The 22844-nt window shown below is 68.8% G+C and carries 23 protein-coding genes and 2 pseudogenes; 14 read left to right on the forward strand and 11 right to left on the reverse strand.

Annotated features, from left to right (window positions below):
• Positions 1-680: 680 nt before the first annotated feature.
• Complete coding sequence (locus tag AB0D94_RS32425) at positions 681-1307, reverse strand: helix-turn-helix domain-containing protein (RefSeq protein WP_362059442.1); 627 nt, start codon at positions 1305-1307, stop codon at positions 681-683.
• Positions 1308-1347: 40 nt separating this feature from the next.
• Here AB0D94_RS32425 and AB0D94_RS32430 point away from each other — a divergent pair, with 40 nt between their 5' ends.
• From AB0D94_RS32430 to AB0D94_RS32440, 3 genes are all read left to right on the forward strand, one after another.
• Entirely contained in the window at positions 1348-2079 is a 732-nt protein-coding gene (locus tag AB0D94_RS32430) for a 2-oxoglutarate/malate transporter (protein ID WP_362059445.1), read from the forward strand.
• A 75-nt stretch (positions 2080-2154) separates the two neighbouring features.
• Positions 2155-2577, forward strand: coding sequence for a DUF4267 domain-containing protein (locus AB0D94_RS32435; RefSeq protein ID WP_362059448.1), 423 nt, complete (start codon positions 2155-2157; stop codon positions 2575-2577).
• 263 nt (positions 2578-2840) lie between these two features.
• Entirely contained in the window at positions 2841-3764 is a 924-nt protein-coding gene (locus AB0D94_RS32440; RefSeq protein ID WP_362059451.1) for a VOC family protein, read from the forward strand.
• 189 nt (positions 3765-3953) lie between these two features.
• On the opposite strand, the gene AB0D94_RS32445 is transcribed toward AB0D94_RS32440, so the two are convergent.
• The 3 genes and pseudogenes from AB0D94_RS32445 to AB0D94_RS32455 form a co-directional block, all read right to left on the reverse strand.
• The gene (locus tag AB0D94_RS32445; protein ID WP_362059454.1) at positions 3954-4184 is read right to left on the reverse strand and encodes a hypothetical protein; all 231 of its coding nucleotides are present in this window, start codon (positions 4182-4184) and stop codon (positions 3954-3956) included.
• Between the two features lie 487 nt (positions 4185-4671).
• On the reverse strand, positions 4672-5424 hold the full coding sequence (locus AB0D94_RS32450; protein WP_362059457.1) for an ASCH domain-containing protein: 753 nt from the start codon (positions 5422-5424) through the stop codon (positions 4672-4674).
• A gap of 341 nt (positions 5425-5765) precedes the next feature.
• A pseudogene (locus AB0D94_RS32455) lies at positions 5766-5858 on the reverse strand (regulator); the annotation flags it as partial.
• A gap of 85 nt (positions 5859-5943) precedes the next feature.
• On the opposite strand from AB0D94_RS32455, the gene AB0D94_RS32460 reads away from it, so the two are divergent.
• Both AB0D94_RS32460 and AB0D94_RS32465 read left to right on the forward strand, forming a co-directional pair.
• A complete protein-coding gene (locus AB0D94_RS32460) occupies positions 5944-7017 on the forward strand; it encodes an acetylhydrolase (protein ID WP_362059460.1) in 1074 nt (357 codons plus the stop codon).
• A gap of 127 nt (positions 7018-7144) precedes the next feature.
• The gene (locus AB0D94_RS32465; protein ID WP_362059463.1) at positions 7145-7714 is read left to right on the forward strand and encodes a hypothetical protein; all 570 of its coding nucleotides are present in this window, start codon (positions 7145-7147) and stop codon (positions 7712-7714) included.
• Positions 7715-7838: 124 nt separating this feature from the next.
• On the opposite strand, the gene AB0D94_RS32470 is transcribed toward AB0D94_RS32465, so the two are convergent.
• Positions 7839-9518, reverse strand: coding sequence for a CocE/NonD family hydrolase (locus tag AB0D94_RS32470; protein ID WP_362059538.1), 1680 nt, complete (start codon positions 9516-9518; stop codon positions 7839-7841).
• Positions 9519-9696: 178 nt separating this feature from the next.
• On the opposite strand from AB0D94_RS32470, the gene AB0D94_RS32475 reads away from it, so the two are divergent.
• A complete protein-coding gene (locus tag AB0D94_RS32475) occupies positions 9697-10413 on the forward strand; it encodes a TetR/AcrR family transcriptional regulator (protein WP_362059541.1) in 717 nt (238 codons plus the stop codon).
• A gap of 1289 nt (positions 10414-11702) precedes the next feature.
• Here the strand turns inward: AB0D94_RS32475 and AB0D94_RS32480 are convergent.
• Positions 11703-12932 carry a glycosyltransferase gene (locus AB0D94_RS32480; RefSeq protein ID WP_362059466.1) on the reverse strand — a complete coding sequence of 410 codons (1230 nt, stop codon included), beginning with the start codon at positions 12930-12932 and terminating at the stop codon, positions 11703-11705.
• A 152-nt stretch (positions 12933-13084) separates the two neighbouring features.
• Here AB0D94_RS32480 and AB0D94_RS32485 point away from each other — a divergent pair, with 152 nt between their 5' ends.
• The 4 genes and pseudogenes from AB0D94_RS32485 to AB0D94_RS32500 all read left to right on the forward strand — a co-directional run bounded on the left by AB0D94_RS32485 (position 13085) and on the right by AB0D94_RS32500 (position 15009).
• Entirely contained in the window at positions 13085-13978 is an 894-nt protein-coding gene (locus AB0D94_RS32485) for an alpha/beta hydrolase (protein ID WP_362059469.1), read from the forward strand.
• 85 nt (positions 13979-14063) lie between these two features.
• A pseudogene (locus tag AB0D94_RS32490) lies at positions 14064-14430 on the forward strand (Tn3 family transposase); the annotation flags it as partial.
• Positions 14409-14795, forward strand: a complete 387-nt coding sequence (locus AB0D94_RS32495) for a hypothetical protein (protein ID WP_362059472.1) — start codon at positions 14409-14411, stop codon at positions 14793-14795. The pseudogene AB0D94_RS32490 and the gene AB0D94_RS32495, both read left to right, overlap by 22 nt.
• Entirely contained in the window at positions 14782-15009 is a 228-nt protein-coding gene (locus AB0D94_RS32500) for a DUF6300 family protein (protein ID WP_362059475.1), read from the forward strand. The genes AB0D94_RS32495 and AB0D94_RS32500 overlap by 14 nt, the downstream gene beginning before the upstream one ends.
• Before the next feature lie 535 nt (positions 15010-15544).
• Here AB0D94_RS32500 and AB0D94_RS32505 read toward each other — a convergent pair.
• Both AB0D94_RS32505 and AB0D94_RS32510 read right to left on the reverse strand, forming a co-directional pair.
• Positions 15545-15757, reverse strand: coding sequence for a hypothetical protein (locus tag AB0D94_RS32505; RefSeq protein WP_362059478.1), 213 nt, complete (start codon positions 15755-15757; stop codon positions 15545-15547).
• Positions 15758-15860: 103 nt separating this feature from the next.
• Entirely contained in the window at positions 15861-16811 is a 951-nt protein-coding gene (locus AB0D94_RS32510) for an alpha/beta fold hydrolase (protein WP_362059481.1), read from the reverse strand.
• A gap of 140 nt (positions 16812-16951) precedes the next feature.
• Here AB0D94_RS32510 and AB0D94_RS32515 point away from each other — a divergent pair, with 140 nt between their 5' ends.
• Complete coding sequence (locus AB0D94_RS32515) at positions 16952-17608, forward strand: TetR family transcriptional regulator (RefSeq protein WP_362059484.1); 657 nt, start codon at positions 16952-16954, stop codon at positions 17606-17608.
• A 68-nt stretch (positions 17609-17676) separates the two neighbouring features.
• Here the strand turns inward: AB0D94_RS32515 and AB0D94_RS32520 are convergent, their stop codons facing one another.
• On the reverse strand, positions 17677-18048 hold the full coding sequence (locus AB0D94_RS32520; protein ID WP_362059487.1) for a peptidase inhibitor family I36 protein: 372 nt from the start codon (positions 18046-18048) through the stop codon (positions 17677-17679).
• Positions 18045-18473, reverse strand: coding sequence for a hypothetical protein (locus AB0D94_RS32525; RefSeq protein ID WP_362059490.1), 429 nt, complete (start codon positions 18471-18473; stop codon positions 18045-18047). The genes AB0D94_RS32520 and AB0D94_RS32525 overlap by 4 nt, the downstream gene beginning before the upstream one ends.
• Positions 18474-19592: 1119 nt before the next feature.
• Between AB0D94_RS32525 and AB0D94_RS32530 the strand changes: the two genes are divergently transcribed.
• The 3 genes from AB0D94_RS32530 to AB0D94_RS32540 all read left to right on the forward strand — a co-directional run bounded on the left by AB0D94_RS32530 (position 19593) and on the right by AB0D94_RS32540 (position 22133).
• Positions 19593-19922, forward strand: coding sequence for a putative quinol monooxygenase (locus tag AB0D94_RS32530; protein WP_362059493.1), 330 nt, complete (start codon positions 19593-19595; stop codon positions 19920-19922).
• A gap of 733 nt (positions 19923-20655) precedes the next feature.
• Positions 20656-21159: an N-acetyltransferase gene (locus tag AB0D94_RS32535; RefSeq protein WP_362059496.1), complete on the forward strand. Its 504-nt coding sequence runs from the start codon at positions 20656-20658 to the stop codon at positions 21157-21159.
• A gap of 269 nt (positions 21160-21428) precedes the next feature.
• Positions 21429-22133, forward strand: coding sequence for a transposase (locus AB0D94_RS32540; RefSeq protein WP_362059499.1), 705 nt, complete (start codon positions 21429-21431; stop codon positions 22131-22133).
• A 16-nt stretch (positions 22134-22149) separates the two neighbouring features.
• Here AB0D94_RS32540 and AB0D94_RS32545 read toward each other — a convergent pair whose 3' ends face one another.
• Positions 22150-22797: an NAD(P)-binding domain-containing protein gene (locus AB0D94_RS32545; RefSeq protein ID WP_362059502.1), complete on the reverse strand. Its 648-nt coding sequence runs from the start codon at positions 22795-22797 to the stop codon at positions 22150-22152.
• Between the last annotated feature and the right edge of the window lie 47 nt (positions 22798-22844).

Genomic DNA, 22844 nt, shown 5'->3' on the forward strand with positions numbered 1-22844 from the left:
AAGTGGTGGGCCGCCACGGCCAGCGCGGCGATCCCACGCAGCGCGTCCAGCCAGCCGAGCCGGCTCCCCGGCACGGCGGCGCGTTCCCCCCGCCCGGCCCTCCGTGCTCCCCGCCGAGCCAGCAATCCCTTGGTCATCATCCGCCGGAGACTAGCCCATGCGGAGTACCCAGCCGCGGCAGGAGTCCGTGTGCGGGTTGCGGTCATGCCCAGCGTGTGATGGAGCGACCTGGGATTCGTGGCGATGCAGACATGACGGCCTTCACGCCCTCGCGGGAGCGCTGGCGTGCCTCGACCCAGTCGTCGGCGACAGCCCGCGCCCGCTGGCCGTGGCCTCCGACGGCCGCCTGCGGCTGGAACACCTCGCTGTTGCCACGGGAGATACAAGCCGGCATCGTGGAGGCAGTGATGCCTCCACGCTCCGCCATCTCCGGGACACCCAGCAGCTGGGCGCCAGCCAGTTCGAGGCCGGCGAGGTCTACCACGCACCGGTCCAGGGGCAGTGCGCCCTCCCGTTTTCGGTGCAGCTGCGCCCACGTATGCTCTGCACGCCGAGGGGGCCCGGGTGCTGCCGACGCCCAAGGTCGATCTGTACGCGGCGATCCGTCGTGACGCCAAGGGCGGCTGATGAGGCTTCCTGAAGCGCCAGGCGGGGTGAAGACGGAGGTGTTCGGCGTATGTCTAGCTCAGAAGCTCGCGGACCAGCGCCTGGCCCCACCACTCCTCGATACGACCGGGTAGCCAGCCACGTTCGGTGGTGAGTGTGGTGTAGACGTCGATGTTGCAGATGGCTGCGTAGATGTCGACGGCAGACCCCAGGTCCAAGTCGCGTCGAAGGGTGCCGTCCGGCCAGGACGAGAAGACCTGAACCCGGGTTTCGTCGCCCCGTTCGCGGCCGTCACGGTAAGCCGTGGCGAGCTCGGGTTCGCTGCGGCCCGCTTCGCGGATCAGCATGATGACGTCGCCCGCGCGCTCGAACAGCCGCCGGTCGTAGGCGGCCATCGCCGCTAGCTGGCGCCCAGGGTCCGCCGCTGCGGCCTCCAACTCCGCGAGCATCTGCGGCGCGTCGGCGGACAGGTCGGCCGAATCGGCCACGGCCCGGGTCAGCCCGGTCTTGTTTCCGTACGTCGCGTAGACCGTGGGCACGGAGACTCCCGCCTCGCGCGCCACGTCGCGCACGGTCGTGCCCGCCCAGCCCTGGGAGTCGAAGAGCCGGCGTGCAGCGCGGGCGATCTCGGCCCGGGTCTCCAGCGCCTGCGTCGTCCGACGCAGTGAGTCATAGCGACGTCGGTCCTGCTCTGCACTCATGCCTTGCCCTCTCCAGGTTTACGCTGCTTATAATCAATATATGACACGTCAATCCAAGTTAGCCAACATCGGCTTCTCCCGGATCGGCGGCATGGCCGCCATGGGCTTCGCCGCCATGATCACCCTCAGCAACGTGATGATGGTGCCTGCCGGGCTGCCCCTCACCGGCGCAGAGATCGGCAAGGTCACCGAGTTCTTCGCTGAGGAAGGCACCGCTGTCGGCATCGGCTCCGCACTCGCCCCCGCCGCCTGGATCCTGGCCACCTTGTTCGGCGCCGGTGCGCTCGTCGCGCTGCGGACGTCCGAGCGCGACCGCGGCGAAGCGTGGTCACTGCTCGGACTCGCCGGACTGGCCCTGCAGAACGTCACCTTCGCCGGGGTCATCGCGACCCGCCTCGCCCTGACCTCGACAGCCCCGCACGACCCCTCCGCGACCATGGCACTCTGGGCCTTGCACGATGCGGTGTTCACTCTCAACGGAACCTTTCTGGCGCTCGCCCTCCTCGGCCTGTCCGTCGGCGGCCTGCGCACCGGCGTGATCCGGCCGTGGCACGGCACCTTGGGGCTGCTCGCCGCCGCACTGCAGTTCAGTTCCGCCGCCCTCGCCCACTGGGTGATCGGCAACGGCGGGGCCTTGGGCCTCCTCGGCCTCGCCGGCTGGCTGTTGTGGGTCGTCTGGATCGTCGCGTACGGCATCACCCTGATCCGGCACAGCCCGGGCACCCCGGTCCGGAGGTCCCCCAGTGGCCAAACCAGTGCGGCCCCTGCCTGACCGCACGAGCGAGCAGTTGCCGGACAACGCAGGAAGGCACGGACCCACAGGCCCGCTCTCCCTCTCGGAGGATCCATGAAGAGGCGTCACATCACGACTGCCCTTGCCGCACTGACCGGTGTCGCAGTTCTGTTCCTCGGGCTCAATTTCCTGCTCAACCCTGACGGTGCACCCGCCGGATTCGGCATCACCCCCTGGCCACAGGGGAACGCCGACGGCTACTTCGTCGTGAAGGGCATACGCGATATCGCCGTGGCATCCACCGTGTTCCTGCTGCTCACGCTCGGGCAGCGGCGAATTCTCGGCTGGGTGGTCCTCATCGACGCCATCATTCCGCTCGGTGACGCGCTTGCGGTCGTCACCCATGGCGGCACGTTCACCACAGCGCTGAGTGTTCACGTATCGGCGGCCGCCATCGTCGTACTCACCGCCATCATGCTGCTGACCGAGGGCAGCACAGGCACGACACCGCAGCCACAGCTGACACCCTCCGCATGACCCTGCGGACAGTGCCTATGCGGTTCTGGCCGCACTTGCGTGAAGGCCTGCTGAGGTTGTTGCGCGGTGGCATGCCGGCCGGCCTGGACGCGGGCCGTCTCGCTGGCGCAGCCGTCACGGAAGCGCGGTGACAGCCTCCTCCGTCAACGGCTCCTTCGGCGTCACAGGCAGCAAAACTGCCCGTGCCTTCGTGTCCGATCCGGGGGATCGCCTTGCCCTGAGCCGCTCTGCAAGCCTCCTGTGTGTGGGCCTACGGTGAGGTCATGACTCACGACATCACACGCTTACATCACGTCGGCCACGTCGTCACGGACATCGCACAGGCCATAGCGCTCTACCGACGGCTCGGATTTCACGTTCCACCGCCCAGCGTGCCGGCGCTGGCACCCCGTGAGGGTGCCGCGCCGGAGCCCTTCGGGGCAGCCAATACCCACGCCGACCTCTCCCGGAGCTTCGTCGAGTTGGTGACCCCGGTGGAGTCCGGGAACATGGCGGGCCTGCCACCTGACGCGCGGATCGTTCCGCTCCAGGCACCTCCGGAGAAGCTCCCCCTGCTCCTGTCGCGGATCGAGGCGACCAGCGCCCAGCTTGCCGGGTGGCGTGATCGCTTCGAAGGACTCCACATCCTGATGTTCTCCTCGCCGGACATCGACGGCACGGGAACACGGCTCACCGCTGCCGGTGTCGAACACGGCGGGGTGAACACCGTCGGCCGACCCGTCGAGACCCCCAACGGCGTGCGCACGGAACCCGTCCGCTACCTGGAGATCGACGGTGCGCCGGAAGGCCGGGTCGGCGTCGTTGCCGACTTGGACCCGGAATTCCAGCACACCCGTCACCTCGACCACCCCAACGGCGCCCAGGACCTCGTCGAGACGGTGCTGTGCGTACCTGACGGACAACTCCCCCTGGTTCACGAGCGGTACGAGCGGTATCTGGGCCGGCCGATCTCCGCAGAGGGGCCGGATACCGTCGTGGCCGAGGCCGACCTCCCGGATCTGCTGTCAGGTGAGCTTGCTCCCGCGCTCCCGGCGCTTGTCGCCTACACAGTTGCCGTCCCTGACATCGCTCGGGTGCGTGCGCTGCTTGCAGAGAACGGACTGCCCGTACGCGAGAAGGCCGGAGGGGAGATCTTCGTTCCGGCCAAAGCAGCCCTGGGCGCAGCTCTTATCTTCCGGGAGATCTGAGGGGGCATGGGGCCATGGGGCCAAGGGGGCATTGGGTGCCCGAAGGTGCGCCTCGTTGTCAGAGGACGACAGGCGGCGTGTTTCGCCTCGCCTCGGCGTGGTGCGGCTGGGGAATCCGCATGGCAGGTCTGTCCACCCCCTGAGCAGGGGGTGGGGAATTTCAAGGCTGTGGCGGATATTTCGTGACGGTCATGGTGGCTGGGCGAGGACGAGGGTCCGCAAGAGCGCGAAGGAAGCTCGGCCGTACGGTGCGGGCGTCAGAGGAGATCCGGCGGTTCTGCTGAGCATCTCGTCGATCCGCGCGGCGAAGGCTCCTCTGATGGCTACACGCTCTCCAACGGGCAGGTCGATCGCTACGCCGACCGGGACACTGTCGCCTTCGATGTCGCTGGCCATGCCGTGGCGTACTTCATCGAGCATGGAACCTGGCCCGCCGAGGTGACCGTTGAAGGCGACTGCGGTGGATGACCGCAGCTGATGAGACTCTTTGGAATCGGCAGTGGCGGATGGTTCGTGGCGGTGAGTTCTAAACATCTTGTGTAGTCCTCGATGTCCGTTCCCCAGCATGGTGCTTGTGGGGACGAACAGCGGCCCTGGGACTTGGTGTGGCCTGACGTCGACGGGGTCGTCGTGGACGGGGTGAGGGTGGCCGAGGGCACCCTCACACATGCTCCGCCGCTGGTTGGGAGCTCGTGAGATGACGGTGGAGGCATTCGAGAGCTCCCTGGAGAGGTTCGAGCAGCCGACCCACGAGGGCTTCGTGATTTGCCTGAGAAGCTGCGTCTGAGGCTTTCATGACAAAAAAGAGCTGGCGGACAGGTTCTGATATATGGCGGGGCTGCCCGATGCGACGGGGCCCGTGCTCGTCGTCACCTTGCAGCCCCGTCGTCGCTGGTGCCTCCGCGGTTCAAGCGGCGCCTGTCATGTCGTTGATCTGGAAGGTGATTACGTCGACTTCGTCGGTTCCCGCCAGATCTGGGTAGTGGCCCTTGAGGCCTTCCCGGAGTTCGGTTGCGGTCGTCAGCCCCTCGGCTTGGGCGTCCTGGTTGGTGAGGTCGCTGACCAGGCAGTGCCTGACGCCGGTCACCTCTGCCGGCAGGACGACTTCGGGATCGCTTTCAAACACCAGCCGTGCCGGCCCGAGCTGGGCCGGGTCCCGGAAGCGGGTGGTCTTGGTCTTGGCACCAGAGCGGACGTCTTCAAGGTAGCGGGGGTTGAACCGGATGATCGGGGGACCGGCCGTCTCGGGGTCTTGGTAGAGCGATGGGTCGAGACCGTTCATGCCTTCCGGGGTCCATCGCTGAGTCAGCGGCATCAGGTCGGCGGCGAGAACGGACCTGGGCCCCGCGGGCGTGGGCACGATGACGCGCATGGTGGGGTAGTAGTCCACGAAGACCTGCCGATCGCGCCCGCACGGGCCGATGACCCCTCGCCCGTGGTTTCCCACGGCAACGATGCAGCGCATCTGGCGGGCGCCCTGGGCTCGTGCGGCTCCCAGAGCCACGAGTTCGGCGCAGGGTCCGCCGGTGAAGTGGTAGAGGTTCACGCCAGCGAACATCCGGTAGTCGGCGGCCATGACCGCGGCGCCCATTGTGTGGATCCCGTCTTCGTCGGGCCCGGCGTCGGTATGCGCGTTTATGGTGCGGCGTGCCAGCTCCACGAGCTCACGCTCGTCATCATCGAGAGCTCGTGCAGATGACGGTACGTACACGTTTTCAGCCTTCCCTTTGGGCAGCAGTCACCGAAGAGCATTCCACGCCACGCAGGTGGGCTCCACGGGATTTCGGCTTGCCTTGACTGGGCTCCGATGGTGGTCCCGTGGGCAGGGATGTAGCGCCCTGGCTGAGGCGAGTCGTGGTCACGGACGACGATCCCGGGCCGCGGCTGTGCCGTGGCTGTGGTGGCCCATTGCTCGCTCTCTTGCGGACCCTCGTCCTCGCCCAGCCGCCATGACCGTCACGAAATATCCGCTAGAGGCCCGCCACGCCGGGTCACGGCTGTCGTCAGAGCGGCGTGCAGCTCCTGGAGCGGCGCCGGGCGGGGTGCGAAGCGGATCCGGGCGAAGTCCTGCGCGGTGAAGTGGATTCGCAACACCCTCACAACTCCTCTTCCTGGGCCAGCCTTTCGGCCAGGGCCTGAACCTTCGCATCGTGACGGCCCCCGCCCCAAGGATGTTCGTATGACTTCTCGACGCACTCTTCTGAAAGGCACCCTATTCGGGAGTGCCGCCGCCCTGCTGCCCACGGCTGCGTCCGCCTCCGGTGGCGGCTCGATCCTCCGGCTGCCCGCGCCCGTCGGCCCGTACCCCGTAGGCATGCAGACGGTCCATCTGACGGACCCGGCCCGTACCGACCCGTGGGTGGGCGGCGTGCGGGAGTTGATGCTGACCGTCCTTTACCCGGCCCGATCGGTACGCGGCTTCTCCCGTGCGCCGCAGCTCACCCCGGACGAGGCCGCGGTGTTCGCCGAGTACGCCCCGGGTCGCCACCCGGGGCTGCCGGAGCCGGGAGTGGTGGACTGGGGCGCGGTCCTCACCCACGGGTACGTGGGCGCGCCGCCGCTGCCCGGGCGGCGGCCGGTGCTGGTGTACTCACCCGGCGGCGGTGACTCCCGCACGCTCGGCACAACCCTCGCCGAGGACCTGGCGAGCCACGGCCGAGTGGTCGTGCTCGTCGACCACCCCGGTGACGCTTCTCAGGTGGAGCTGCCGACCGGGTTGCGGACGACCGTCCTGATCGGACCGCCGGACCCGGCGACCTTCCGCACGATGGTGGACACCCGGATCGCGGACCTCCGCCTGGTCCTGGACCGGCTCAGCGACCTGCCGCTCGCACCGGTCATGGACTCCTGCCGGATCGGATTGTACGGGCACTCCGCAGGCGGCACGGCGGCGGTGTACGCAGCCCGCCACGACCGCAGGCTCGGCGCGGTGGCGAACCTGGAGGGCCATCTCGACCTGTACCCGACGCCGGTCGAAGTCGACCGGCCGCTGCTGCTGTTCCGCACCGACGGATTCGAGGGCGCCGGCCGTATCGAGTCTTCCTGGGCGAGCCTTCCCGGCCGCCGTGTGCTGCTCGCCGACGCGAACCACTGGGCGTTTACCGACTACGGCTCGCTCGTCGCGCGGCTCCAGACCGCCGGTCTTGTGACAGCGACAACGCGGGCCGCGCTCGTCGGCAGCGGCGACCCGGTTGTGACCCTCGCTGAGGTACGACGCCGGGTGGGGACCTTCTTCGCCCGCCATCTGTTGTAGCGGGACCATGAGGAGGCGGCCAGTGGCCCTCTGCGGCCGCACAGCGGGGCGTCGGTCGTCTGATTCATACTCGATCTATGTATTACGCGCTATCGGCAGGGGGTGGCGGTCTCAGCGGACTCGCCCGGTGAGACGAGTCCTGTCTCGGGTCATCGGGCACGGTCCGGACTGCACCTGCCCGATCACTGAGCCGGCCACCGACCCGTCCCGCGACTGGTTCGCCGTCTGCGCGGCGTCCGGGGAACCGGTGCTCCGCAGGGTAGCGGCGAGCTGGACCGGCCTGCCCGCAGAGCTCGCCGGGACACTCGCGCAGGACAACGACGAGGAGGTACGGATCCGGCTTGCCTGCCACCACCCGCCGGCTCCGCCACACCTCCTCCTAGACGTCTTCGTCACCCGCCCGGCCCACCGTCCGCACCTGCTGACCCTGCCCGCGTTCCCCCGCACCGGCCGGACCCACCTCATCGGCCACCCGGACCCCGAGGTGCGCGCCCTGGCCGCAGCCGATCCCACCCTGCCCGACCCCCCGGTGGAAGACGCCGACGAGTCGGTGTGCCGGGCGGCCGCCAACCCGCGCCTGACACCGGAAGCCCTGGAGACCCTCCTCGCCGACCCCCGCACCGCAGAGTGCGCTGCGGCCAACCCGCCCCTCCCCGTCCCCCGCATGCACGCACGCCTCGATCGCTCCCTGAACTGAGCCGCCACCGCACCGACTGCGGGGGGACGTCGAGAGACGACGCCCGCGTAGCGGTCGCAGGCAGGACAACCTCTGCCCGCCATCGGCCGACGTCGAAACGCCGGACAGGCAGCGGATGGCGACGTCACCCCACCGTGCCGCTGTATCCCTCCTCGGCAGCGCCCGCTGTCTGTGCGTCGGGCTGCTGAACGCCGAAGGGCTGCGCAGCCTGGGCGCCCCGGGGAAGCATCAACGCTGAGCCCGTGTGGAGCGTGATACGCACCGGTGTGAATTCCTTGGCGTCGACCGACGACTCCCCGGTGCCGGGATTACGGGCATAGCGCGGATGGGCGCCTCCGCTGATCTGCCAGCGAATACGGTGACCAGCGGCGAAGCGGTAGGCGGTGGAGCTCATCGGTACGGTGACCTCCGAAGGCGCCTGCCCAGCAGTCCTCAGCTGAGCGAGCCCGTCACAGACGTTGGTGGAACGCCCTTGTGCGTCCACGTCGCACAGGCGGGTGAAGACGTCGGCGTATCCGGTGTCCGTGGAGACGCTCAGCCGCGCGGAGACCGGGCCGAGGACGTCCACGGGCTCGGCCAGCGGCGGACCGGTGAACGTCAGAACGTCTTCTCGGGCCTCCAGGGCGCTGTTGTCGCGAGGTCCGGCAGCCGGGGAGAGCAGAGGGCCGCCGAGCGACGGGGTGGGGGCCGCGGGGTCGTAACGGAAGGACGTCAGCGGTGCGGTGTCCCTGGGGGCCTGCTGGGTGAGATGCCCGTCCGGGGCGGGGAACCACGACGTAGCGGCCGGGGACAACGGCCAGTCATCGAGGTCCCGCCACGCGTTTTCGCCGCCGATGTGGACGCGCACTCCGGTGGGGCGCAGGCCGGAAGGGTCGGCACACAGGTGCGCGCGCAGCCAGGCGAGGCTCTCGGCGAACACCTCGGGCCAGCCCTGTTGAAGCGCGGAGGTGTGTGTCCAGGGGCCGACGAGCAAGGCGGTCTCGCATCCGGCCTGACGCAGCCGGCCGTACTGCTCGAAGGTCTGGTCGACCAGCGCATCGTGCCACCCGGTGATCAGGCTGGTGGGCACGCTCAGCCGCTCCGCTGCCTCTCCCGGGGACGCGCCGTCCCAGTACGGATCGTTGGCATCCGGGTGTGTCATCACGTCGTCCAGCCAGGGCACTTCGCGCCCAAGGGCTGACACGTACGCCCCGCGCAGCGGCTGCGCAGTGACGATTCCGCGCAGCCGGCGCTGCAGGCGCAGCGTCGCTCTCACGAACGGTGCCATCCCCCGGTGCTGGTACGTCATGCCGACGCCGACGACGAGGGCGTTCTCCAGGCGGAGTGCACCGTCTGTGTGGAACAAGGCGTAGGGGTCGTGCAGACCCACCTGTATGACCATCGCCTTCAGCTCCGGCGGCGGGTCCAGAGCGAGCGCCCACTGCACGTACCCCAGGTAGCTGGGGCCGACCGTGCCCAGTGTTCCGTTGAACCAGGGCTGCTCTCTCAGCCAGGACACCGTGGCCTGGCCGTCAGCGGCCTCGTTGCGCCACAGATCGAACTGACCGCCTGAGCCGCCGGTGCCGCGGCAGCTCTGCAGGACCACGTGGAAACCCTGTTCGGCGAAGAGCAAGCCGTACATGGGTGACCACGGCAGGCCCCTGCCGTACGGCGAGCGCACGACGAGGGTGGGGAAGTCGCCCTCTGTGCGAGGAAAGTAGTGATCCGTGATCAACGGGCTGCCGTCAGCGGCCGGAACCACCAGCCCCGGCTCCCAGCCGACTTCGTGCTGTTTGGCCGGGAGATTGCGCCAGATCGCTCTCATCATCCGCGTGGACCACGGCGGCTTCCCGGCGGGCGGTGTCCAGGCCGGGTTCAACGCAGCGTCGTGCGTAGGTGTTGTCATCGTTCCCCTCCGCTATTCTCGTACGATGTACGAGAATAGCGGATGCTTGGATGACTTCCACAAGGGCCGCAGCGAGGAGAAGGGGACTACGAAGATCGTGACCCGTGATGGCGTATCCAGTACCAAAGGCGTCGACCCCCAACAGCTCTGGCTGAGCCCCACCGGGCCTCGCAGGGGGCGCAGGCCCGCCTTCAGCCGCGAGGCGATCACGGTGGCGGCCGTCACCCTGGCCGACACCGAAGGACTTGACGCGGTCACCATGCGGCGGGTCGCCTCACAGGTCGGAGCCGGTGTCATGTCGCTCTACAGCTACGCCCCCGACAAGGAGACGCTGCTGGAACTGATGGTCGACCACGTCAGCGGCGAACTGTCGGCGACGGACGCACCCACCGGCGACTGGCGCGCCGATCTGAAGGCCATCGCCCACCTCCAGCGTGCTCTCATGCTGCGGCACCCCTGGCTGCCCGGCGCCCTTTCCACCCGCCGGTCACTCGGCCCCAACACCCTGGCCTTCCTGGAACGAGCGCTAGCCGCCTTGCGACCCACCGGACTGGACGGCGCAGCGAAGCTGGAGGTCTTCGCCCAGCTCACCGCGTTCGTAGCAGGGCACGTCGCCTACGAGATCGCGCAGGCCGCAGCCGCAGAATCACCCGACCGGGCCGCAGCCGAAGCCCGCTACCTCGCCGCAGTCGCCGCGGACGGCCACCACCCGGAGCTGGCGGAAGCCCTCTCCGCCCCCGGACGCCCCCTCACCCCCGAAGCCACGTTCACCCGCTTCCTCAACCGCCTGATCGACGGCCTCGACACCGAATGATCCGGAACCCACCTGCCACCATCCCCCGCCCCTCCATTCGCGGCAGTGACCGCCGGCCGCGGACATCGTCGAGCGCTGACACCAGACCGCCCCACCAGCCCCGTCCGCGATTCGCGGACGGGGCTCTTTCGTGCGCGGCCTGAAGTGCCCTGTGCAGGTTCCCGACCGGGGCACGGTGGCGGCATATCACCCGTCGACGACCACCGCGACGAGGACCAGGAGCACGAGCTCGCCGCCCCGTTCTCAGAGCCGTGCCCGCGGACAGCGTCCGCGCAGGGCGGGGCTCCGACCGGGGGCGGATTGCTCCCGTCTCAGCTCGCCTGCCCCGCTGGTGTCCTGTCGGGGACCTTCCGGGTGAGCCATGCTCATGGCGGAACTTCTGGCACTGGATGTCGAGGCGTTGCAGGCTCTTTGGGTAAGCCGGTCAGTTTTTGGCCGGGGTCCAGGTGATCTTCGTGGCACCGTCGTGTCCGGGCGTGCCGTTCATGCCGGGTGCGCCGGCGCCGCCGTCGTTTCCGGTTGGGGAATTGGTTGTGGGGCTGGTGTCACCTCGGACCCCATGCTTCCCTCCGGTGCCGCCGTTTCCTCCGGTGCCGCCTTGTCCGTAGAGGTAGGTGTCGGTGGAGAACTGGTCCTTGCCGGCGGCGCCTGCGGTGCCGCCGAGACTGTTTCGGGCACTGCCTCCGGTGCCGCCCAAGGCGTCGACAAGGAAGTAGTAGCCGATGTCGCTGTAGCAGAAGTGTTCGCTGTTTCCCCCGCCGTTGCCGCCGTTGCCACCCTTGCCGCCGGCCGGAGGGGTGCCGTCGGCTCCGTGAGCCCCGCCGTCGTTGCCGTCCTGTCCGCCGCGCCGCCGGTGGGGAGACCCGGGTCGGCCTTGCCGCCGTCGCCGCCGTCAGCCTTGACGAGGCTGATCGCATTGCGGTTCTCGTCGGTCCGCCAGATATGGCTTTTCACCCCTCCGCCCCCGTTGCGTGCGTGGGGGGGGTTCCGGGGCGAGCCCCGCTGGTCCCGTCGTCCGGGGAGTAGAGACCGCCCTCGCCGCCCTTGCCGTGCGGCGAGCTGGTCCTCCTGGCCCTCGCGGTACGCCTGGGTGCCGCTCGCGGTCTGCGCGTTCATCGGGGGCCCGGCGTCGGTGACGGCATCGGCCTGGTGGGAGATCCACCGGCTGCGGCGGCGGCACGGGTGCGGTGGCGGGGTTAGTGCCGCGAATCGGGGCGGTCGGATAGGCGGGTAACGCGTGGAATGGCAGACCAGGCCGGCCGCACGCCTGCCGGTTCACCAGCCCGGCATTACCGTCGGCGGGTGGAGAGCGACGTCAATACGGCTGCCGTGCCGTCTTCGGTGCTGATGATCTTTGAGAGTTGGGAGCATCGGTCGCGGTACTGCTTGTCGTGCAGGGTGGTGTGCAGCGCGTCGGCCAGCTTCTGTGCTGTCAGGCGGCGTGCTGGGAGGGCGGTGGGGGCCAGACCGAGGGCTGTCATGCGATGGGCCCAGAAGGGCTGGTCGAGTGCGAGGGGCACCGGCACCGCGGGGACTCCGGCTCGCAGGCCGGCGCCCACGGTCCCGGGGCCGGCGTGATGGGCCAGGGCGGACATACGGGGGAAGAGCCATTCGTGGGGGCACTCGCCGATGGTCAGGATGTCAGGGCCCGAGACGTCGAGGCCCTGCCAGCCGGTTTGCACCACCGCGCGGATGCCGAGCCTGCGGATGACCTCCTTGATCATGGCGCTCAGCTGTGCCGCGTCGCCGGGTTCGGCGCTGCCGAACCCGAAGTACACCGGGGCGGGCCCCGAGGCGAGGAAGTCGACCAGACGCTCCTCGGGTTGCCAGCCAGGGTTTGGAGCCGGCCACCAGTACCCCGCGCACGTGTGACCGTCGGGCAGAGCGGAATTCTTGGGCAGCAGGGCGCTGCTGTATCCGTGCAGAACAGGCTGACTGCCCAGGACGGTGAGGAGATTTCCGGTCTTGTGCTGCCGCATCCCCAATTCGCGTCTGATCCAGGAAATGGCCGGAGCGTAAAGGGGGCTCATGGCTGCACGTACCAGGTTCTCGGCGAGCCGATAGCGGTGGGTGGGCATCGCGCTGCCGGCGCTGAGCCGGGGCAGGAGCATCCCGGGCGCCGCCGTGTAGATCCCGGTACAGGACAAGCCGGTTCCCTCGGCGATCACGGCACACAAGGGATGCGCAAGCGGGTGGGCGAGGATCGTGTCCACGCCCTGTCCGACTGCGTCGAGGACCCCGCGGGCGATCACCTGGGCCATGTCCTGGGCATTGCGCTTCCTGCGCCGGAGCCGGGCCGGGCTCTGCCACGGGTCGAAGCGATCGGCAGCCAGCGCGGACTTCTCCTGCCGGGCCAGTGGGAGTTCGCGCACCGGCATGCCGTGGCGGCGGAACGTGGCTGCGTGACGCTCGGAGGTGGCAACGACGACCTCGTGCCCTGCGGCCTTCAGCCGCACGCCCAGGCCGGCGTACGGGAGTACGTCACCGGTCGTGCCCCATGTCACCAGGAGTATCCGCATGCGGGCGAGTATGCATGCACCAACTGGCAGCAATGGTGCGGTGGGTTTGCTGCCACCCGGGAGAGCGGAAGGGGATGAAGGATTGACGCTCGAACGGATGAACCGGTCGGGAAAGGCCCTCGGTAGCAGCCCGCCGCCGGTATGCAGGCATGATGTCTCACAACACTGCCATTCAGACAGCAGAGTACGAGCTGGACTTTCAGGGTTTCCGTTTCGTAGCCCGCACAGCCACCGGGGACGCATCGCCCACCGAGCCCATCGTTGTCCTCGGCGGTTCCTCGCAGGACCGGCTTTCCTGGTTGCGGTACGAGCGGTGGCTCCTGCCGCACGCCACCGTGTTGACCTTGGAACTGCCCGGTTACGGGGATGCCGACCCCCTGCCGGTCGAGTACGGCATGGACTTCCTCGCCGACACCGTCCGCCACGCCGCCGAGACGCTTTCCCTCGGGCGCGTCAACGTCTTCGGCGCCTGCTTCGGAGCTTCCATCGCCCTGCGGCTTGCCCAACGGCACCCGGACCAGGTCGCACGCCTGATGCTCGGAGGTACCGCGGTGGAGATCTCCCCCGAGTACGCCGCGGCAGCGGGACGATGGCGCCGCATGGTCGACGACGGGCTGTTCGAGGACATGGCCCAGGACATGGTCGGGCAGTTCATGGCCCCGCCCGGCAACGGATTCGTACGGCGGCGGGCCGCTGTGGCCCGCCTCATGGGGCAGAGGTTCGCCAGCCTCACCGAGCGTGAACTGGCCATGGACATCACCCACCACGAACGGCTCCTGGCACACCCGTGGAGCCTGCCCCAACCTGCCATCACCGCCCCGGCACTGGTGTTCACCGGCGAACACGACACGATCACCCCGCCTGTAGTGGGGCGGCGTGTCGCCGAAGCCCTCTCGGCCCGGTTCACCACCATCAAGGAGTCCGACCACCTGGTCCAGATCGAACGGGACACCGACCTCGCCGACCTGATGGCCCGCTTCTTCACCGACCAGCCACTCGACGGCCTCCCCTACCTCAACCCCGTCGAACACTTCGTCAGCGCCTGAGTGAGTGGTTGACGACTGCGGCCCCGGGGGTCATCGAACTGTGCTTGGCGCTGAGATTGATCTTGTCCGTCCAGCACAGCTCCGGCACTGGCCGGACATGCTCCGCGTCGCCGGGTCGCTCATCACGAACCAGGTCCGGGCCTACGACCTGCTGCGGATGTTCGGCCGCGAGGGCCACCCGACCTCGCTCGGCGCCGCGTTCGCCGAGTACGGGCGGATCGGCGAGACGATGCACTGCGCGCGCTGGTCGACCCGGTCGACGACACTAGCGCCGGCTGATGAACCGGCAGCTGACCGTGCAGGAGTCCCGCCACCGTCTGGCCCGCGCGATCTGCCCCGGCGGCCGCGGCCAGATCCGCCAGGCGTACCGCGAGGGCCAAGAGGACCGGCTCGCCGCCCTCGGCTTGGTCCTCAACGCCGTGGTGGTTCTGTGGAACACCCGCTATCAGTCGACTCAGCTGGCGGCGTAGGCCCCAACGGCCTGATCGGTGTCGCTGACCTGAACGCAGCCATCGGTGACACCGACGCCCCCGACGAGATGCGCGACTGCGCCAGGCTGCTGGCCCGCTTCGACTACGAGCACTTCAGCGTGGTGCAGACCGAACAAGGCGCGCAGGACAACCGCCAAGCCAACCGGGACGACTTGGCCGGGATCAGCGGAACCAGGCGCCGCCCGGCCTGGGGCCGCTTGACCCGCTGGGGCGTACGATCCTCGGATCCTGAACAAGGGGGTCGGATGGACCGAGTTGAGCTCGCCGACGCAGTGCTCGCGCTGTCGTGGCGATCTGATCACCAGCGTCGTGATGCCGCAGGATGACGCCGAGGAGCGGCCGATTCACCTGGAGTTGTGCGCGGCCTGTGCCGCGGACCAGCCCGCCGCCGGCGCGCTCCTGCGCTGTTTTCTCAACGGTGGCGGCCGGGATGTCTCTCGCGCCGGGGAGGGCGCCCGCCTGCTGATGGAGTGGACGAGGGAAGGCATGACCGCCCACGGGTGGTACTGGCAGGAGACCCCGCCGGAGGAACAGTCCTGAACCGTCGGCCGACGGGTCACGATCAGGGCACGTTGGCGACCACTCCCTGGAAGGCGCTCTGCCCGAAGGCCGGCGGGACGTGGTCGAGGGATCGCGCGCAGCAGCATCTGGCAGGCGTACGGATTCTCGGCGGCGTTGTTGGCGTTGAGTTCGCGGGCCAGGGCCAGCAGCTTGTCCACCTGAAGGGAGGTGTCCTTGGCCTCCAGGTCGGCGAGCAGCCCTTTATCTACATACGCGCCGGGCGCTGGAAGCGGAGCGGGAAGACCACCGTTCCACTTCCCCGATGACCTGCTCGCCCTCCGAGGGGCGTGGCAGCAGACCTGATCTCGCGCAGGCCCCGGCCACGTCCAGCCCGACTGTGCTGCGCCGCCGGCTGATCGCCCTGTCCGGGCGCCTGCACACCCGCCCTACTGGACTGCCCCCGTCGGCTGGCGGACCGGCGGCGTCGAGCTGCGCCGCGCCGCCCGCAGCCACGCCCCGGCATCAGCGGAACGGAAGGCAGCATGAACGAGCAGACCGCCAACCTTCCACCCGGTCAGCTCCGAGCGGACCACCGGGCCAACAGCCCGGCAGCGGTACGACTGCGGGCAGCGGCCCGCCGCTGCAACCCTTCGAAGTTGAGCAGCCCGGCCTCGGTGTCCCACACCAGCAGTTCGCCATCGGGGGCCAGGCCGCCGGGGAGCTGCCCGGCGGCCTCGACCAGATCTGGGAACCGGTCCTGGACCAGCGACCCGCGGCGGGCCTGCAATTGGACCCGGCCGCTCGGCGAGGCGGGGGTGAGCAGCAGCGCGCGGTGCCCCTCGAATTTCTGTCATGCACTGTTGGACAGTCCGCGTCTGCGGCCCTTGCGGCTACGCATCCGTGGCGCCCCGTGCCGCCGCCGGATCGAGGGAGTCGATGTCCTCCATGAAGCCCAGCATCCGGGCGTTGACCAGGTCGGGGTGGTCGATCTGCGGCCCGTGGCCGGTCGCCGCGACGATCTCGGCGCGGGCGCCGTGAATCAGGCGCGGTACGCGCTCCAGCTGCCGCTTGGGGTGTACGAGCAGGCTGCGCTTGCCCATGACCAGGTAGAACGGCGTCCGGATGGAACCGAGTTCTGCGTCCGACAGCGGCAGCGGCGCGGGTCGGCGGATCCGGAAGGCCCGCACGCTGGCCTGGATCATCGCGCGCAGCTCGGGGACCACGATCACCGGCTGCTCCAGCCACTTGGCGAGGCGCGGTCGCCACGCCTTGGGGGCGTAGGTGGCGAAGAGGCTGGCGAAGATCCAGACGAAGAAGCGCAGCCCCACCTTCTCCAGGCCGCCTGGATCGAGGGCGGTGACCGAAGCGAGGCGTTCGGGCCGAAGGTGGGCCTGGTTGATGACCAGCCAGCCCCCGTACGAGGATCCGACGAGGTGGGCCTTGTCGAGGCCCAGCGCGTCGAGGGCCTCGTCCATCCACTGCGCCGCGCGCTCGGGCTGCCACATGGGCTCGCGCTGGACGCTGCGGCCGGGGTCGCCGGGAGTGTCGAGGGCGTAGACGGGGCGCTCGGCGCTCAGCGCGCGGGTGTTGGGGTACCACTGCGCGGAGCAGCCGCCCGAACCGTGGATCAGGACCACGGGCGTGCGTGACTCGGCTGCCGGGTCTGCGGGGCCGTACCGGTAGACGTGGGTGGTGCCGAAGCTCGTCTCGACGTCCGTCTCGGAGCGTGCGGGCGCGCCCATCGCGTAGAGCACGTCGCAGGCGGCGAAGTAACGGTCGCGCAGCTCGTCGCTCACGTAGCGGCCGATGTCGCGGCGCGCACGGGTCGTGTTCTCGGGCACGGGGCACCTCCAGGAAGATCCGTTCTTCGTGATACGAACGTACCATATTGTTGATACGGCAGTACCATGAAGATGTTCGGACCGAGCCGGACTGTGAGCCCTGCACCCACCCACCCCACCCACGGCCGGAGACAGAACTGATGCCAAAGCGCGTGGACCACGAGGAACGGCGCACCCAGATCGCCGCAGCGCTCATCCAGGTCGCGGGGCGGCGAGGGCTGCACGCCGTCGGCATGCGCGACGTGGCCGCCGAGGCCGGCGTATCCCTCCGGCTCGTGCAGTACTACTTCGAGACCAAGGAGAAGCTGCTCTTCTACGGACTCCAGCACCTGACCGACCGCTTCACCGCCCGCGTCGGCGCCCGCCTGGCCGCCGCCGGCCCGGACCCGGGCCCACGCGCGACGATCGAGGCCCTGCTGCTGGCATCCCTGCCGACCGACCAGGAGAGCCGGACCTTCCACCTCCTGTACAGCTCCTACTCGATCCTGTCCGTGACCGACGGAGCACTCGCCGCCCAGCCCTTCATCGACAACCCCGACGCAGCCGAGAACGCCGTCACCGGCCTGATCGAAGGAGCCCAGGCGGCAGGCCTGGCCGATACCGGCGCCGACGCACGCACCGAGGCCATCAGCCTGCTCGCCATGGCCGCGACCATGGGCACCAGCATCCTCGTCGCCCAACGGACACCACACTCAGCCATCGCCGTACTCCGCCACCACCTCGACCGCGTCTTCACCGCCAGCGGCCACACCACTCCGGACACCGGACACCGGACAGACGCCAATACCTGTCCATAACTTCTGCTCCACCGCGAAACCGCTCGCCAGGACGCCGGAGCCGGGGACGTACTCGACGGCCTGGCGCGTCAGCAGCGGGAGGACCAGGTGTGAGAGCTGCCCTTGTCGTTAGCACGCGCGTTGTAGGCGACCTCCCGTCCGGGAGCCAGGCAGAGGGTGACACCTCCCAGCAGCTTGCGGCCGTCGTACACCTTGACGTGGTCCTTGACACCCGGCCCGGAGACGCCGTGGTTCACCCAGGAGGAGTCCTGGTTGGACATGTTGCCCTCCCACCAGCGGTCGTCGCCGCTGTGCTCGATCTTCATGCCGTCGAAGTTCGCTTCCGTCCAGACGCAGAAGTAGCCGCGCCGGCAGTCCGCGGCCTCGGAGGTGGCTGAGGAGGCCAGGATGGCGCCGGTCGAGATGACGGTGGCTGCGAGAAGGGTGGTGAAACGCCTCATGGTCGTGAGATTCCTGTCTGCGGTGGGTTGTCGGGCACGGTGGTGGCTGTGGCGAGGGCATGTGCGCGCAGTCGACGCCAGTCGGCGATGTCGGCGTGATGCTGGTCGCGGACCTCAGCGAGGCTGCGGTGGGTGTGTGCTGCCTCGGGTTCGAGGTTGTTGACGATCACAGAGGCCCGGAACCAGCGGCTCTGGTCGCCGTAGAGCCGCTGCTGCGCGGCAGCCAGGCAGCCGTCGGTGTGTGCGCGTACGACGTAGCCGGTCGGGAGCGTGATGGACAGCTCCGCCGGGCCCGTGCCGAACAGGGCGGCTTCGACCTGCTTATGCTCGGCTGCTGGTGACGGGCTCTGCCCGGGCCGGGGCGGGGTGAAGCCCTGGCGGGTGAGGCAGGCGTCGGTGAGCCGCTGGGTGGCAGCCTTGATCAACTCATCCGGGGCGGGGCGCGCCGTCGGGGACGAGCAACCCGCCAGGAACGGGCCCGCCAGCAGGCAGCCGATCAGGAGCAGGGGGATGGGCAGCAGCCCAGCCCGTGACCGACGCTCTTCACACAGCGACACGCAGGTACGAACGATCCGGTGATCCCAAAGGCACGGCTCTGGTCGGGGCATAGGGCCTGGTCAGCACAGGCCGACGGCGTGAGGCGACGGTGATGCGCAGGGTCGTACCGACCGCCTGACCGCGGGTGCGTCATGTCCAGCTCAAAGACAGAGCCCATGCGGGCACGGGGCCCGCTCTTCGATCAGCTCTCGGCGAAGATCCGCCAACCCACATCTCCTAGGCGCTCGATTCGCCCTACCAACAAAGGGCCGGGGGTGCTCATGAGCGGGTTCCTCTCCGCGGGCGGCACTGTAATGGACCGTTTCGCCGACCCGGCATTCCCGCCGACACACAGCAGCACACGAACGCCGCAACCAGTCACCAGATAGCCCTGCGGCCTGGACAGCGGGGGCTCCGGAAGGATGCGGCCCGGTGCTGCAATGCGCTCGCGCAACGACGCGTCGCCTACGTGGCGCCAGGTCAGACATGTACCCTTCGCACCGCCGCCGGCCCCCAGACTCGAAGCAGACCTATTCCCTCGGCTATCGCGAGCAGAGAGGTGTCCTCCTCGCCAGGGGGCTTGCCCACCGGGTCTGAGCTGCAAGAACAGACCATGTCCGATTCAGGAGGGTCCCACCTCCGGTCACACCCTCGGTCCCCCGCTGAAAGCAACCCTCCAAGCAACGGTCCAGCCTCCTCCCGATGCAACCCCGCTCCCGGCCTCTACGCGTGCCTCAGCGCGCCGCTGTGACTGCTCGCGATAGTTGGCACTTCGCAGCGCTGGCCGGCACGGAGCGATCGGTGTCGGTCTTCGCGACGTCCAGGTGTACTGCCCGGTGAGGTTGGTTGGGGGCCGGGCCATAGTCGAGAGTGGCCGACTGCCACAGCGCCTGACACGAGCGGCGTACAACGAGAGGTGGTCGGTTGCCCGGGGCGGTCTACTGGGCAGGGCACCAAAACTGAGCGATCCCGGAAGACACGGCGCCGGGCGAGGTAAGGAGCAGTGCGTGGTTCTCCAAGTCGTCAGAGCATCGATCAAGCCGGAGCAGCGTGAGCACTGGCTCGAGGTGATTCGCGGCAACGCGGCTCGGACCCGTGCTGAGGAGGGCTGCGAGGGCTATCGGGTCGCCGAAGACATCGAAGCGCCGAATACCTTCGTGATCATCGAGCAGTGGGCCGACCTCGACGCCGTATACAGGCACTTCCGGAATGAATTCGAGGCGCTCATGGCCGCTTTGGGCGACGTCTTCGCAGCACCGCCTGAGGCCTGGATCCACGACGTGGCCTCGACGCTGACTCTCGATGAAGTCCTTGCGAAAGCTGGACTGACCCGGTAGTCGAGCAAACCAGAGCATGGCCGGCGACGAGTACCAGGACTATCTGCAGGCTGGCCGGCCAGCCGAGGCAGTTCCTGATGGTCACCCCTGGTCCGCCCGGGAGAGCCCCTGACCGTGCGGCTGAACGGCGACGGCGGACGCAGGATGTACGTGGGCGTGCGTCGTCCACGCCATCAGGGAACCGCCCCCGGTATCGGGCAGGGCGCGGTTCTCCGGAGTTGGTGACAACACGATTGAGATCAGCCCGGAAGTGACAACTACCGCGCGCATCCAGTGACAGAAGGCGCTGCGATCCCGGGAGAGTGTCCCTGGCTGGCAGGCATCACCGGTGACAACTATCGCGAGCAGTCACACCCTCCCCCCAACGCTCCCCGTCTCCTTCGACCAGCCCAACTCGATCTCAGCACCAACCTCGCCCGACACCCTCTCTTACCCCCTCCCAGACCTAATGTCTGAGCAACCAGACCTCACCACGGGCCCTGTGAGCTGCGAGAACGGGAGGACTCCGGCGTTACACCTTCCCCCCACGCATCCCCCTCTGGGTTCTCCCGATGTATCCCTCATGTTTCTCAGACCCTGAGAAACCGTTGCCATACCGATCATGGAGTCTGTCGATCGAGCGGGAGTCTCGATCGGGTGATCGCGGGCACTGCCCGGCATGAGAGCCGGTCCTCGCGGTATACGGGCAAAATCCAAAGGAACGGAGGGCCGCGCGCTGCTACGGTCGGGCGCTATGAGCTGGCTCCCCGATAACTTCGTCCATCCCGTCCTGGTACCGCTGCCGGGCAGTGGTCATCACCTGCGGCCGATCCGGGAGGCGGACACCCCGCTCGACTATCCGGCTGTGATGGGTTCGCGCGAGCGGCTGTGGACCATCTTCGGCCCAGCCTGGGGCTGGCCTGCGGCCACCATGACCTACGAGGCCGACCAGGCCGACCTGTTGCGGCACGAGAAGGAGATCGCCGCACACCAGTCCTTCAACTACGCGCTGTTCGACGCGGCGGAGACAGCTCTGCTCGGCTGCGTCTACATCGACCCACCGGAGAGGGCCGGCGCGGACGGCGAGATCTCCTGGTGGGTGGTGGACGAGCTGGTGGACAGCAAGGTCGAGCAGGCCCTCGACGCGCTGGTGCCGCAGTGGATCGCCGCCGACTGGCCGTTCGAGCAGCCGCGCTTCCTCGGCCGAGAGATCTCCTGGTCGGACTGGCTCACCCTGCCGGAGCACTCCGACGCGTAAGTAGCTTTTGTCGTACCGAGAGGTTCGGTTGCGGGTCGAACTTGGGTGCTCGGTCAGGTGATCGGCTCGTGGCCGGTGAATGAAAGCAGGGCCTCCCGCACAGCTCATGGGTGTTGAAGTCCATTCGAGCGTCAGGAGGCCCTGTGCCTCCGTCTTCCGTGCCGGTGTCCGTGGAGTCCAACCCTGATATCCCGTCGTGTGTCTGTCTCGCCCATGTGTACGGGAACGCGGCCGACCACGGTGTGCGAAGGCGTCATTACCCCTCGGACATGACAGACCGGGAGTGGGCCCAGGTCCGTGCCGCGATGCCGGTGCCCGGCTGGCTGGCTGGCTGGCTGGAGGGCCGTGGCGGGCAGCCGGAAAGCTATTGCCACCGGCAGATGATCGACGCGATCCGCTTCCTCGTGGAAAACGGAATCAAGTGGCGGGCGACGCCAGTGGACTTCCCCGCCTGGCACCGGGTCTACGTGTTCTTCCGCCGCTGGCGGGACAAGGGCCTGGTCACAGAGTTCCACGTCCGGCTGCGCGGGAAGACCCGTGCCGCGGCCGGCCGGGGCCCGGAGCCGACCGCAGGCATCATCGACTCCCAGTCGGTCAAGGCCGCCGCGTCCGTGCCCGCCTCCTCACGCGGCTTCGACGGTGGGAAGAAGATCAACGGCCGCAAGCGGGCGGGACAGTTCGAGGGAAACCGTGGAGTCGGCCAGTTGAAGCCGCCGTGGACGGACGCCGCCCAGAACCTCGCCCTGCCGGCGACGCGCGGGCACAGCCGCCACGGACCGGGGCCGAGCCCTGAGCCAGAGGCGGCGGCGGGGGTGGTGGAGCGGGAACAGGCGGCGGCCGACTTCGGGAGTCGCCTCGCGTGTAGTAGGCGTGATCAATGTCGATGTGTTCGGGCGTCACTTGCGGCCCAGTGGGCGTTGTCCGTGGCAGCGCCCAGCTGCCTCGCACGGGCCCGCTGCCTGGTTTTGGTCTGAACCCGGTCTTGGTGGGTCAGCGGGCGAGGGAGACGGCGAAGGGCTTGAAGCCGTGTCGGCGCAGGATGTGGGGCACGACCAGGATCATGGCCTCGGTGGCGCGGGCTGTGGTGATGTCGCCGAGGTCCTCGATCCGTTCGGGCTGCCAGCCCAGGTCGCCGAGCAGGCCAGTGACGGTCCTCTTCGCGTGTTCGTCGTTGCCCGAGACATAGACGGTCGGTGGGGTGGCCAGGGTTTCGGGAGCGGTCATGACCATGAACAGCATGGTGTTGAGGGTCTTGACCACTTGGGTGTCGGGGAGGGCGGCCTGGAGCTTCTCGGCGAGGCTGCTGCCGGGATAGCGCAGGGCGCCGGGCAGGCCGTCACCGGCGTCGCAGGTGGCGTTGGAAACGTCGATGAGGATCTTGCCGGCGAGTTCGGTTCGCAGGCTGGCCAGGCGGTCAAGGGAGCTGTCGCCGGGCGTCGCGTTGATCACGATGTCGGCGGTGCGGGCGGTGGTGCGCTGGTCGGCGAAGGAGAGGCGAGGGCCTGTGCCTTCGACGGCCGCTGTGCTCTCTTCCGTCGGGCTCCGGCGGCCGAGGATGACGTGGTGTCCAGCCTCGGAGAGTTTGCCGGCGAGGTTGGCGCCGACGCGGCCTGCGCCCAGGATGCCGATGCTGGACATGAGGTGATGCTCCTTGCGGTATCGGATGGAAAGAGGGGAGGTGCCCG

Origin of the sequence: Streptomyces sp. NPDC048255 (assembly GCF_040652415.1) — a bacterium.
Lineage (GTDB): Bacteria > Actinomycetota > Actinomycetes > Streptomycetales > Streptomycetaceae > Streptomyces.

Excerpts from the sequence above, each read along its gene's own strand:
- AB0D94_RS32425 (WP_362059442.1), bottom strand. The coding sequence starts at position 1,307 with ATGAGTGCAGAGCAGGACCGACGTCGCTATGACTCACTGCGTCGGACG.
- AB0D94_RS32430 (WP_362059445.1), top strand. The coding sequence starts at position 1,348 with ATGACACGTCAATCCAAGTTAGCCAACATCGGCTTCTCCCGGATCGGC.
- AB0D94_RS32435 (WP_362059448.1), top strand. The coding sequence starts at position 2,155 with ATGAAGAGGCGTCACATCACGACTGCCCTTGCCGCACTGACCGGTGTC.
- AB0D94_RS32440 (WP_362059451.1), top strand. The coding sequence starts at position 2,841 with ATGACTCACGACATCACACGCTTACATCACGTCGGCCACGTCGTCACG.
- AB0D94_RS32445 (WP_362059454.1), bottom strand. The coding sequence starts at position 4,184 with ATGCTCGATGAAGTACGCCACGGCATGGCCAGCGACATCGAAGGCGAC.
- AB0D94_RS32460 (WP_362059460.1), top strand. The coding sequence starts at position 5,944 with ATGACTTCTCGACGCACTCTTCTGAAAGGCACCCTATTCGGGAGTGCC.
- AB0D94_RS32470 (WP_362059538.1), bottom strand. The coding sequence starts at position 9,518 with ATGAGAGCGATCTGGCGCAATCTCCCGGCCAAACAGCACGAAGTCGGC.
- AB0D94_RS32480 (WP_362059466.1), bottom strand. The coding sequence starts at position 12,932 with ATGCGGATACTCCTGGTGACATGGGGCACGACCGGTGACGTACTCCCG.
- AB0D94_RS32485 (WP_362059469.1), top strand. The coding sequence starts at position 13,085 with ATGTCTCACAACACTGCCATTCAGACAGCAGAGTACGAGCTGGACTTT.
- AB0D94_RS32500 (WP_362059475.1), top strand. The coding sequence starts at position 14,782 with ATGCCGCAGGATGACGCCGAGGAGCGGCCGATTCACCTGGAGTTGTGC.
- AB0D94_RS32515 (WP_362059484.1), top strand. The coding sequence starts at position 16,952 with ATGCCAAAGCGCGTGGACCACGAGGAACGGCGCACCCAGATCGCCGCA.
- AB0D94_RS32520 (WP_362059487.1), bottom strand. The coding sequence starts at position 18,048 with ATGAGGCGTTTCACCACCCTTCTCGCAGCCACCGTCATCTCGACCGGC.
- AB0D94_RS32535 (WP_362059496.1), top strand. The coding sequence starts at position 20,656 with ATGAGCTGGCTCCCCGATAACTTCGTCCATCCCGTCCTGGTACCGCTG.
- AB0D94_RS32540 (WP_362059499.1), top strand. The coding sequence starts at position 21,429 with ATGACAGACCGGGAGTGGGCCCAGGTCCGTGCCGCGATGCCGGTGCCC.
- AB0D94_RS32545 (WP_362059502.1), bottom strand. The coding sequence starts at position 22,797 with ATGTCCAGCATCGGCATCCTGGGCGCAGGCCGCGTCGGCGCCAACCTC.